Source organism: Pseudomonadota bacterium (assembly GCA_039028155.1).
Lineage (GTDB): Bacteria > Pseudomonadota > Alphaproteobacteria > SP197 > SP197 > JANQGO01.
Genome location: JBCCIS010000003.1, coordinates 61,333 through 73,313, shown reverse-complemented (window position 1 = coordinate 73,313; position 11,981 = coordinate 61,333). Strand labels below are relative to the sequence as shown.

The window sequence follows — 11,981 nt, the reverse complement described above, 5'->3', positions numbered from 1 at the left end:
GGTTCTTTAGGTTGAACTCTGGTGTTTCCATGAGATGATATCGTAATGCTGTCTTCAACGTAGCGAAGGGTAGACTCCGCAACTCTTGCCCAACACCCTATGGTTGAGTTCGAGCACTGGCAAGTTGTGGGTTCAGTAAGCCTAGTTATGGCTACGGCGAACAGCCGAACTCAATGGCCTGGCCGGCCAGCCCGTCGCGCGTTTTCCAGATGACCGCGTCATCGAGCGGGCCGTCCGTCGCATCGTCGGTTAGACGGATGCCGTCGACGAAGTCGGCGTCGGAATCGTTGTTCTCGTCCTCGAAGGTGCCGCCGCCATTGGCGTTGACCTTGCCGTTGCCCGGCGGGTCGTATCGGCCATAACCGTTCTTGCCATGGCTGATCAGCGTGAAGGCGATGTCCTGGCCGGTCACGTTGGTGCCGTTGATGTCTTCGATATCCAGATCGCCGTTCGGCTCGCCGGAGGCGACGAAACAGAAGCCGCCGGGATCGGTCATCACCGTGGGCAAACTGCTGTCGGCGTAGTCCTCGGCGACATGATAGGTGTAATAGTTGCCGTAGCCGTCGCGCACGTCGGCCTCGGCCAGCCCAAGACTGCGGAACGGCACGATACCGTCGTTGTTGTTGCCGGTGTTGCAGCTGGCGCGTTCATCGCCTAGGGGCGCGCCGTTGGGGGCGGCCGGACATGGCAGGCGGCCGTTCTGGCGCAGGAAAACGACCATGGCGTTCTCGATTTGGTCCATGCGCTGAACGGTCAGTTCCGTTCGGTTGTTTTCCGCGATATTGCCCAGCATCGGCGCCAACATGGCGACCAAAACGCCGATAATGGCGATCACAATCGCCATTTCGATCAGGGTGAAGCCCTTTTCGGTCGATTGGAACGGATTCTGTGTTGAATCAGACGTCATATTTGGCCAGTGCCGCTAATCCACTGTGTTTATCAAATCAAGAGAACGACGGATATAGTTGTGACGGTCGCCACAGACCGGCTTGATTGTGCGTCATAAACACAGTTCACATTAATCCGACTTATAGGACGGGTTGAGCATTATCTGAATATGAATCTAACAGCTTGTGTACTAAAATACGCGGGAAGAAAGCAGTTGGGGACGCCTGAAAACGCCACGGGAGACCGGTGACGTTCTGTTGTCTTGTGCCGAGGGGTCGGCCGACAGCATCCATCAGGCGCTAGAGGTGAGGAATGGCGGTATTCGGCAAGCCCGGCAGGTCGGGCAAACCGTTGACCATGGCAGCGGACCTCGCCAAGGGGGCCGGCGCCCAAGTTCGCGCGGACGCCCCGCCACCACCGCCGCCACCGGCACGGTCCGAACCAGCATTGGATGAGGACGCGGCACCGGTCTCAGCACCCAAACCCAGCTTCGAAATTCGCGTCGACGATACCGGTGCGGCCGCTCCTGCCAGCGACACGGCAGCCGAGACGATCGAGGATGCCACGACAGCGTCGGCGGCACCGGCGGCGCCGGAGACGCCGGCCATGCCGCCGATGCCCGATCTGGCGGCGTTGGCGGATAGGGGCGTGGCCGACGCGCCGACGCGTCCGGCGGGCGCGCCCCAGACCGGGCAGGTCAAGCAGATGCGCCTGGGCGAGCGGCTGCGCGAACTCGGCCTGATCTCGCAGGACCAACTCGACGTTGCCATGCGCGAGCGCAAGCGCGGCGACAAGCTCCTGGGCGAAGTATTTGTCGATCTGGGCTTCATCACCCAGTCGGCGCTGTCGGAAGTGTTGGCGGAATCGACCGGGCTGGAACAGTTCGACCCCGCGACCGCCATGTTCGACGCCGACCTGATCAAACAGGTGCCTAAGGACATTGCGTCGAAGTACGCGGTCCTGCCCGTCGCCATGGTCGACGATGTGCTGCAGGCGGCGATGTCGGATCCCTATGACGTCCTGGCGCTTGACCAGCTGCGCCGCTGTTTCCCGCGCGATATCGAAATCCTGCCGCTGCTGACATCCGAACAGGACCTGACCGAGGCGATCGACCGGCTCTACGGCTACGAAATGTCGATCGACGGCATTCTGCGCGAGATCGAGACCGGCGTTGTCGACATTCAGGCGCTGACCACCGAGGACGGCTACGTCAACCCGACGGTGCGCCTGGTCAACGCGATCATCATGGACTCGGTGAAGGTCGGCGCGTCCGACATGCATTTCGAACCGGAAGGCGTGTTCGTGCGTCTGCGCTATCGCGTCGATGGCATCCTGACCCAGGTGCGCACCTTCCATAAGGACTATTGGCCGGCGATCTCGGTGCGCATCAAGATCATCTCCGGCATGAACATCGCCGATACGCGCAACCCGCAGGACGGGCGCATGAGCATCCATGTCGGCGGCCGGGAGGTTGACTTCCGTGTGGCGTCGCACCCGACCGTGCACGGCGAGAACATCGTTATCCGCGTGCTCGACAAATCCAAGTCGTTGAAGCCGTTGGACGAGCTCGGCTTCAGCCAGCACAACACGCGGGTCATGGGCACGCTCTTGAAGCGGCCGGAAGGCATCATCGTCATCACCGGCCCGACCGGTTCGGGTAAGACGACGACGCTTTACGCCATGCTGGAGAAGATCAACTCGGTCGAGGTCAATATCATGACCCTTGAAGACCCGGTCGAGTACGAGCTGCCGCTGATCCGCCAGTCGCATATCCGCGAGGCCGCCGGCATGTCGTTCGGCGAGGGCGTGCGCTCTATTCTGCGCCAGGACCCCGATATCGTCTTCATCGGCGAGGTGCGCGACGAAGACACCGCGACCATGGCGTTGCGCGCGGCCATGACCGGCCATCAGGTCTATACGACGCTGCACACCAACGATGCGCTGGGCGCCATTCCCCGTCTGGTCGATCTGAAACTCAACCCGTCCATGCTGGCCGGCCACGTCATCGGCATCCTGGCCCAGCGCCTGGTGCGCCGCCTGTGTGACGCCTGCAAGGAGGCGCGCCCGGCTACCGAGGACGAATGTCAGGTGCTGGGCATCGACCCCGCCGAAAAGCCGGAGATCTGGCATCCCGTCGGTTGCGAGGCCTGCGACAACCGGGGATACCGCGGCCGCGTGGCGGCGGTCGAGATTCTGGGCTTCAACGATGAGATGGATGAACTGGTCGCCCGTGAGGCCTCGCGCGTCGAGCTTCTGTCGTGCGCGCGCAAGCACGGCTTCAAGACCATGGGCGATGACGGCATCGCGAAGGTGCTGGCGGGCGAGACCAGCGTCGCCGAGCTGGTGCGCCACATCAACATGACCGACAGGCTGTTTTGATGCCGCTCTACAAGTACCGCGCCATGAACCAGAGCGGCCGCAACGTCACGGGCACGTTGAACGCGGTCAACGTCATGGACCTTGAGTCGAACCTTCGCGTCATGGGTCTGGACCTGATCCGCCATGGCGAGGTGCGCCAGAGCAAGGTCTCGACCTTTCTGCAGAAGAAAATCACCAACGACGACATGGTGCAGATGTGCATTCATCTGCAGCAACTGGACCGCGCCGGCGTGCCGTTGCTGGATGCGCTGAACGATGTGCGCGAGGCGACCGATTCCGGGCGCCTGCAAGATATCCTGTCGGAAGTCGTTCGGAACGTCAGCGACGGCATGTATCTGAGCCGCGCGCTGGAGGTGCACCCGAAGGTCTTCAACGCGGTCTTCACCGGTGTTGTCGCCGCCGGTGAACAGAGCGGCAATCTCTCCAACGCGTTCGGCCATCTGGCCGACCACCTGAAGTGGCAAGGCGAGATGACGTCGAAGATCAAGAAGGCGACGCGTTATCCCATGTTCATGATGATCATGGTTTTCGGCGTCATCTTCATGATGATGGTGTTCGTCGTACCGCAGGTGTCGGAATTCCTGATCTCGACGTCCGGCGAGCTGCCGTTCATGACCCGCGCGTTGATCGCGACGTCGAACTTCTTCGCTTCCTACTGGTGGGTCGTGCTTGCCGTGCCGGTCATCGGTTTCTTGACCGTCACCTTTCTGCTGCGTTTCTTCGAGGGTTTCTCCTATTGGTTCGACGCCATGAAGTTCCGTATTCCAGGCGTCGGCCCGGTCTTGAAGAAGCTGGCGCTGGCGCGCTTCGCCCACTTCTTCGCCCTGACATTCCAAAGCGGCATCGACGTTCTGAACTGCATCGATACCGGACGCCGTGTCGTCGCCAACAAGATGCTGGCGGAATCGCTCAGCATGGCGCGCCAAAACGTGCAGAGCGGTACGTCGCTGTCGGCGGCCCTGGAGGCGACCGGCCAGTTTCCGCATCTGGTGGTGCGCATGTTCAAGATTGGCGAAGAGTCCGGCAAGCTGAATGAAGCGCTGGAGAACATCGGTTACTTCTATGACCGCGAGGTCGATAATGCCGTGACGTCGATGATCAGCTCGATCGAGCCGGCGCTGACCATCGCCATCGGCGGTATCGTCTTGTGGGTCGTGCTGGGCGTGCTGGGCCCGATCTACGACAACTTCGGCAATATGGGCTTCTAGGGGTGGAGCCCGATGCAACGAAACCCGCTAACCACGCTCGTCATTAGGCCGGCAGGACAGACATGAACTTCTCGTTCGGCACGTCGAACAAGTTCGTCCTGGTCATCGGCGATGAGGGCGCGGTGCTGCTGCGCGTGACAGGAGCGCGGGTGCGCGACCGCTGTTTCGCGCCGACCAGCGATCCCGGCGACAGCGCGCAGATGCTGGAGATGCTGAAGGACTCGCCGTCGACGCCGGTGTACCCGCTGATCGACGTCCTCGAGCAGTCGTTTGCCAAGGAATCGATTCCGCCGGTTTCGATGTTCGACGCCGCCGGCATGTTGCAGCGCAGGCTGGCGACGGCGTTTTCGGAAGCGAAGATAAAGGCCGCGCACTACCTGGGCCGCCAGGATGGCGAGCGGCGCGACCGCCGCTATCTGTTGGCCGGTTTGCCTGCCTCACCGGCGCTTGACGGCTGGATCGACTGGATCAATCAGGCGCCCAACCCGGTCAAGCCGTTCTCGCTGTTGCCACTGGAAGCGGTGTCGCTGGCGCGCAATCTCTCCAACCTGTTTCATCGGCGCGGCAGCCGGCCCCAATGGGTCATGCTGGTGACGCGCCACCGCACCGGCGGTTTCCGTCAGGTGGTCATTCGCGGCGACGAGTTCGTCTTCACGCGCCTGACGCAAAGCGCGCCGGCGGATGCCAGCGCCAGCGAAGTCGCCCAGACCATCGAGCGCGAATACAAGCTGAGCATGGGCTATCTGAGGCGCATGTCCTATAGCGACGATCAGGGCCTGGACATTATCGTCGCGGGAACGCCGGAGATCGGCCAGGAGTTGCTTAATCTCGGCATGTCGCCGTCGCATCTGCGCATGGTGACACCGCATGATGCGGCCGAAAGGCTGAGGCTTGCGGGCGTCGCCGAGCCCGATGATAGCTATGGCGAGGTGCTGCACGGCGCGGTGTTCGCACAGAAACGACGTCCGGTTCTGTCGCTGCTGCCCGAGGAGCTTTACGAAAAACGCGCGGGTGCGCTGACGACGCGCGCGGCCTACGTCTTCATCGCGCTGATCGTCGGCTACGCGACGTTCGGTCTTTCCGAGGCCTATGTCGAATCCCAGGAAGTCGACCGGGCCCATCGCGACATCGCGTTGGTGGCGACAGAGCGCGAAGCCGAACTGGAAGCGACCGGCAAGCTCGCCGCGAGCTTCCTGGTTTCCGCACCCGAAGTCGCCGACACCGTTGCTACCTATGACCGGCTGTCGACCCATGCGCCGTCACCCCTGCCGTTCCTGGCCTTGATCGGGCCGACCTTGGGCCCGGACATCGTGGTGCACGAAGTCGATTGGGTCATCGAGGAAGAGGCCGGCCTGCGCGATATCCGCTTGGCGGTAACGGTGCATTTGGACAGCACCATAGGCGACATGGAAGACGCCGTTGTCGTGACCGACGCGCTGGCCGAGCGCATGGCCGAAATCATGCCGGGTTTCGACGTGCGCGTGACCGATCCGCCGGTCGATATCCTGCCGAACCAGAACTTGATCGGTCAGGTCGCATTGGGCGATCCGCTGGAGGACGGCGACACCGGCTTCGCCGCCGTCATCAGCATTATCCTGCCTGAGATCGAGGTGAGCGAGGCGGCGTCATGAACCTGAACTATCTGACGCCGCAGGTGCTGAAGGCGATCGCGCGCCGGCTGATCATCCCGGTGATCGTGCTGATCGTCGTTGGCGGGGCGGTCGTGCACTATTCCAGCGAGATCGAGGCTCAGAACCAGCAGAAGCTGATCGAGATTGGCAGCCTGGAATGGGAAATCGAAGAGCTGGACGAACGCATCGGCGAACTGAAAGACGAGATCGCCGTCGTGCAGGCCCAGGGTGAGCGCTATGAGACGATTGTCGCCAACGGCTTTCTGACCGAGCAAAGCCGCCTGCGCGCCGCGCAACTGCTTGAGGAACTGGGCCCGAAGTACGGCCTGGTGTTTTTGGGCTATGACTTCCAGCCCGAGATGGTCGAGGAGATTAAAGGTGAAGACGGTACCGAGCTTCTCCTGACCCGGACGGAGATCGGCCTGGAGGTCCGCAGCCTGACGGACACGCAGATCCTGGGGTTCATCGCCGAGTTCATCAGCCGGCTGGACGGTCAGGTCCAGGTCGATGCGATGAACGTCCGGCGCATCAGTGAGATCTCCGACGCGCTGCTGGATCAAATCGTCGCCGGCGAACGGGTTGCCGTGTTCGAGGGAACGCTATCGATCAACTGGAACAACGCGGTTGTTGTCGCCGGTAACGACGATGATGACGACGACTGGGACGACGACGATTGGGACGAGTCGTGATGGGCCGAATTGTTCGAAAGACTGGCACATGGCTCGGCGCCGTCGTGTTGTCGGCCGTGGTTATCGCGGGCTGGGGGCTGGCACAAGACGGCGAGGACTCCGGCGATGAAGCGACTACACCCGCCATCGACCTGCCCGCGGTCCAGCAGCTCCAGGTCGACAGCAGCCTGAGCGACGACGACGTCCTACGCATCATCGCCCGCGACAACCTGATGCTGACGGAACACGAGGCGGCCTTGATCGATGCCGCCGTGCGCCTGGCCGTCACCGGCGCCGACGGCCTCGCCGATGTGCAGGAGACCGGCGAGACAGTGACCGTGGCACCGGTCGCCCTGCGCGACTTTCGCCTGGATGCCTTGCTCTACTTCAGTCCGACGCGCTGGTCGTTGTGGCTGAACAGCGAGCACGTGACACCCGACACCATGCCGGCGGACCTGCGCGTCAACGCGATCGGGCCGGACTATGTCGACCTGGTCTGGATGCCGGATGCGTCGCAGCCGCAGAACCGCCGCGTCTTTACACTGCGGCCCCATCAGATCTATCTCGCCGACACCGACGACGTGGTCGACGTCTCCGCGCTTGCGATTTTGAGGCCGCCCGAAGAGCAGGGTGGGACCATCGCGGACGGCGGCGGCGAGATCGATGTCGAAGCACTGGCGACGCCGGAGGATCTGAGCTTGAGCCCGGCGCAACAGGACCAATTGCGCGATCTGGAAAGAGCCTTGCAGGCACAGGACTAGAGTATGATTTGCTTACGCGTCGCTGTGACCAGCCCGCTCCCCCGCCCGGCCACCCCTAGGATGCTGCCATGGGTGGCCGGGCGGGGGAGCGGGCCGGTGATGCTAGCCGAGCCGTTAAGGCTCTAGGGCGACGCATCATGGTTGGGCGCGACGATGGCGAGGGACCGGCACTTGAAGCCGAGACGTTGAGCGTTGCCTATGGTGAGCGCACCGTGCTGGAGAACGTCGGCCTGACGGTCGGGCGCGGCGAGATCCTGGGGCTGATCGGCCTGAACGGCGTCGGCAAGACGACCTTCATCAAGACGATGCTGAACCTGATCGAACCGGCGGCCGGTACAATCCGGCTTTTTGGCCGCGACTGCCGCGACGCCGCCGCGCGTAACGCGCTCGCTTACCTGCCGGAAAACCTCAATGTCTCACGCACGCTGAAGGGCCGCGAGTTCGTTACGTTGAGCCTCGCCTATTTCGGCATCAAGGCCGATCGCGCGACGTTGGCATCGAGCGCGGAAGGCCTGGCGCTCGATCCCGACGCGCTTAACCGCAGCGTCGCGACCTATTCGAAGGGCATGATGCAGAAGGCCGGCTTGATGGCGACGCTGATGAGCGAACGCCCGTTGCTGGTCCTCGACGAACCGATGACGGGCCTGGATCCACGCGCGCGGATCCTTCTGAAGGACCGTCTGATTGCCTATCGCGAGGCCGGCGGGTCGGTCTTTTTCAGCTCGCACATCCTGTCCGACATCGACGAGATCTGCGATGCCGTCGCTGTCTTGAGCGACCGGCGCATCCTCTATCATGGCGACCCCACAAGTTTGCGCGAGCGCCATGGCGGCGGGTCACTGGAACGCGCCTTTCTGGACGCTATCGATCACGCAGACGCCGAACCGGAGTCGGCGCGCTAGTCAGGCGACCCGTCAGAAACGGCCGCGCAGGAGGCTTTTCTTGTTGGGCTCCGGCGGTGGCGCCTGCGGCGTCGACTGTTGGCCGGCGCCGTTGTCGTTGACCGTCGACTCGTTCGCCTCGGCGGACTCGCCGGAGATCGCCTCGAAGCGTTCGAGTTCGCCGGCGTCGACGACATTGTTGTCGACCAGAGCCTGCACCGCGTCCTTCATGGTGACCATGCCGTGGCGCTGGCCGGTTTGAATCATCGAAACGATCTGCGGGATCTTGTTCTCGCGGATCAGGTTCCTGACCGCGGGCGTGCCGGTCATGATCTCGTGGACGGCGACGCGGCCGCCGTCGAGACGCTTCAGCAGAATCTGACTGACCACCGCCTGGATCGACTCCGACAGCATGGCGCGGACCATGTCCTTATCGCCGGCCGGGAAGACATCGATGATGCGGTCCATGGTCTTGGGCGCCGAGGTCGTGTGCAATGTGCCGAGCACCAGATGGCCGGTCTCGGCCGCCGTCAGCGCGAGCGAAATGGTTTCGAGGTCGCGCATCTCGCCGACCAGGATGACGTCGGGGTCCTCGCGCAACGCGCTTTTGAGGGCACGGTGGAAGGACAATGTGTCGCGCCCGACCTCGCGCTGGTTGACCAACGACTGCTTGGGCGGGTGCACGAATTCGATTGGGTCCTCGACGGTCAGGATGTGTTTTTTGCTGTTGGTGTTGATGTGGTCGATTATCGCGGCGAGTGTCGTCGACTTGCCGCTGCCGGTGGGTCCGGTCACCAGGATCAGGCCGTGTTCCAGCGAGGCGAGCTTGGCGAACAGGCTGGGCGCGGCGAGATCCGAGAGTGTTGGGACGTCGGTCGGAATGGTACGCAGCACGGCCGCGGGGCCTTGCGCCGTGTTGAACGCGTTAACGCGGAAGCGGCCGAGGCTGTGATCGGCCTGATAGGCGAAGTCCAGTTCCAGGTCTTCGTCGTAAGCCGCTTTCTGGTCGTCCGACATGATCTCGGTCACCAGCACGCGCACCTGATCGGCGGTGAATTCCTGATCGGTCATGGCGGCGATGTCGCCGTCGACGCGCATGGCGGGCGCGCGGCCGGATGAGAGATGCAGATCCGACGCACCGCTCTTGACGATATAGGCGAGCAGTTGGTCGATCTGGTTGGCGCCGGCCATGATCAGCCGACGCCGGCCAGCCGCGCCACGTTCCAGCGGCGGAAGAAGGCAAGCTTCTGGGCGATCGACGGTGAGTCGTCGATGGCGGCCACCATGTGGCGGCGGCGCACGGTCGTGACGTTTTCCGCATAGGCCGCCAGCATCGCCTTGTCGGCCAGAATGTTGATGACGCGCGGCACGCCCCGGCTGTGTCGCGCCAGCATGGCAAGCGCGCTCTTGGTGAACATCTCGCGCGGGTCTCCGTTGATCGAACAGCGGTGGACACGGTGCTGCACGTAACGCGAGGCATCACGCGCGGTGAGCGCGCGGGTCTCGAACCGGAAGGCGATGCGCTGGTTGAGCTGGCGCAGCGCGTGCTGCTGCAGCAGGGCGTCGAGCTCGGGCTGGCCGAACATGACGGTCTGCAGAAGTTTGCTGTATTCGGTCTCCAGGTTCGACAGCAGACGGATCGTCTCCAGCCCCGGGCGGCCAAGCGACTGGGCTTCGTCAATGACCAGGACGGCGCGGCGGCCGGCGCTATGCTGTTCCAGCAGGAAGCGGTTCAGGATGTGGAAGGCGTCATCGTGTGGGCCGACATCAAGACCGAACTCGCGCGCGACGTCGCGAGCGATGTCCGTATCGTCGGAGAGCGGCGCATGCAGGTAGGCCAGCGCCGCCTCGCCGTCCAGAACCTGCAGCAGCAGGCGGCACAGCATGGTCTTGCCGGTGCCGACATCGCCGACCACGGTCAAGACGCCATCGCCGCGCTTCAGGGCAAAGCTCAGCATTTCCAGGATCGGGCGATGCAGGCGTCCGCCGAAGAAAAGCGCCGGATTGGGTGTCAGCGAGAACGGATGTTCCTTCAAGCCGAAATGGTTCAAGAAAGGCATCGCCTGATCTCCGCTTACAATCGTTTCAGGTAGGACACGCGCTCGCGGATGGCGGCAACGGGCACGCTGACATCGCGATACTGGGCAAACTCGATCACCTGCTCGTAGAGCGCCTGCGCCTCGGTGTGCTGGCCGAGCCGGTCGTGAATGATCGCGAGGTTGTAGACGTAGTTCATGTTGTCCGGCTCCATGTCGATGGCGAGACTCAGATTGCGCACCGCCTCGCCATAGTCGCCCATGTCGGCGTAGAGCAGGCCGATCTGGGCGGGGATCGGACTGAACCCCGGATTGATCTCATAGAGCCGCTGCAGGTTCGCCAGTGCCTGGTCGGGCGCCTCCTGGGCGATCAGGGCCATCATGTTGGTCAGCGCGCCGCGATTGTTCGGGTCGATCGCCAAGAGCTCCTCATAGGTCGCGCGCGCCTCGCCCAACCAGCCCATGCGCTGCAGGGTGGAAGCCAGGCCGAAGAGGGCGAACTGGTTGTCCGGCTCTTCCCGCAAGACATCCATGTAGAGATCCATGGCGGCTTCCGCGTTGCCCGCTTGAAGCGCGGCATAGGCCGCCTCGAACTTCTGCCGGTTGCCGGAGCCCTCCGCATCGATGGTGAACTCGACTGTGGTTTCGGGGGTGGTTTCGGTGGCCGCCGTCTCTACGGACGACACGGTGATGGCGCCGTCGCCGGTGGTCGCAGCTTCCATGGCCGCTTCGGGCGTGCGGTCGACGTCGATGGGCGTGGTGAGGTCGTCGCCGCCGCGTTCGTTGCTGAGGCGTGCCAGCGTCTCCTCGATGGTCTCGCCATTGACTGCCGCGGTTACGTCGCCGGCGTTCTCGCTCGTCGTCGTTTCCGCCGTTTCGCTGATTTCGGCGACGTCGGTCGCGGTCCCGCTGCCGTTGACGACATCCAGCGAGGCGGCCGGAACGATATCGAGCGCGGTCGACGTCTGGGTTTCGGTCGTCACATCCGGTTCGGCGAGTTCGACCGGCTCGACGGTATCGGCGGTTTCGACGACTTCGACCACCTCGACCGTTTCGACAAGAGCGTCGTCTGACGTCTCGTTCGACGGATCAGCCGCAATGACGTCGGGTTCGTCGGCCCCGGCCGCAGCCTGGTTCTGCTTGGAGAAATCGACAATCTCGCCACCGGTGTTAACCACGACATCGTCATCTTCCAGCGAGGTCAAATAGACGTAGCCGCCGATGCAGGCCACGACAACGAGGCCGGCCACACCCAGCAGCGCCCAGGGGCGCCGGCGCGGCTCGCGGTAGGTCGCGTCGTCGAAGGCGGTTCCGGGGTCGTCGCCGAGGTCGTTGCCGAGCACCAGGGGCGCGCCATCCGCCTGCTCGGCGTTCTCGCGCGCGGCTTTCGACAATGCCTTGTAGAGGATGCTCACCTGATCAGCTTCCGTCGCGCCTTAGCGATCGCCCAACCCCGGTTTTTCGGCATTCAATGACTTGTCGCCGATATCTCGAGTCTGAGTCGCAGACTCCCCGATAACAGCTTGTAA

At 63.3% G+C, this 11,981-nt stretch carries 10 protein-coding genes; 6 read left to right on the top strand and 4 right to left on the bottom strand.

What is annotated here, in order from left to right; all coding sequences use genetic code 11:
* Positions 1-151: 151 nt before the first annotated feature.
* Positions 152-907: a type II secretion system protein gene (locus AAF563_02580; protein ID MEM7120134.1), complete on the bottom strand. Its 756-nt coding sequence runs from the start codon at positions 905-907 to the stop codon at positions 152-154.
* 293 nt (positions 908-1,200) lie between these two features.
* On the opposite strand from AAF563_02580, the gene AAF563_02575 reads away from it, so the two are divergent.
* The 6 genes from AAF563_02575 to AAF563_02550 all read left to right on the top strand — a co-directional run bounded on the left by AAF563_02575 (position 1,201) and on the right by AAF563_02550 (position 8,437).
* A complete protein-coding gene (locus AAF563_02575; protein MEM7120133.1) occupies positions 1,201-3,267 on the top strand; it encodes a GspE/PulE family protein in 2,067 nt (688 codons plus the stop codon).
* Positions 3,267-4,475 (top strand): type II secretion system F family protein, encoded by a 1,209-nt coding sequence (locus tag AAF563_02570; protein MEM7120132.1) that lies wholly within the window; start codon positions 3,267-3,269, stop codon positions 4,473-4,475. The genes AAF563_02575 and AAF563_02570 overlap by 1 nt, the downstream gene beginning before the upstream one ends.
* 62 nt (positions 4,476-4,537) lie before the next feature.
* Positions 4,538-6,106 carry a hypothetical protein gene (locus tag AAF563_02565; protein ID MEM7120131.1) on the top strand — a complete coding sequence of 523 codons (1,569 nt, stop codon included), beginning with the start codon at positions 4,538-4,540 and terminating at the stop codon, positions 6,104-6,106.
* On the top strand, positions 6,103-6,795 hold the full coding sequence (locus AAF563_02560; GenBank protein ID MEM7120130.1) for a hypothetical protein: 693 nt from the start codon (positions 6,103-6,105) through the stop codon (positions 6,793-6,795). The genes AAF563_02565 and AAF563_02560 overlap by 4 nt, the downstream gene beginning before the upstream one ends.
* Positions 6,795-7,535, top strand: a complete 741-nt coding sequence (locus AAF563_02555) for a hypothetical protein (protein ID MEM7120129.1) — start codon at positions 6,795-6,797, stop codon at positions 7,533-7,535. The genes AAF563_02560 and AAF563_02555 overlap by 1 nt, the downstream gene beginning before the upstream one ends.
* Before the next feature lie 137 nt (positions 7,536-7,672).
* Positions 7,673-8,437, top strand: a complete 765-nt coding sequence (locus AAF563_02550; GenBank protein ID MEM7120128.1) for an ABC transporter ATP-binding protein — start codon at positions 7,673-7,675, stop codon at positions 8,435-8,437.
* 12 nt (positions 8,438-8,449) lie between these two features.
* Here the strand turns inward: AAF563_02550 and AAF563_02545 are convergent, their stop codons facing one another.
* From AAF563_02545 to AAF563_02535, 3 genes are read right to left on the bottom strand one after another with little or no spacing between them, the layout of a single operon-like run.
* Positions 8,450-9,607, bottom strand: a complete 1,158-nt coding sequence (locus AAF563_02545; protein ID MEM7120127.1) for a type IV pilus twitching motility protein PilT — start codon at positions 9,605-9,607, stop codon at positions 8,450-8,452.
* Between the two features lie 2 nt (positions 9,608-9,609).
* On the bottom strand, positions 9,610-10,476 hold the full coding sequence (locus AAF563_02540; GenBank protein ID MEM7120126.1) for an AAA family ATPase: 867 nt from the start codon (positions 10,474-10,476) through the stop codon (positions 9,610-9,612).
* 14 nt (positions 10,477-10,490) lie between these two features.
* Positions 10,491-11,867 carry a tetratricopeptide repeat protein gene (locus AAF563_02535; GenBank protein ID MEM7120125.1) on the bottom strand — a complete coding sequence of 459 codons (1,377 nt, stop codon included), beginning with the start codon at positions 11,865-11,867 and terminating at the stop codon, positions 10,491-10,493.
* Positions 11,868-11,981: the final 114 nt, after the last annotated feature.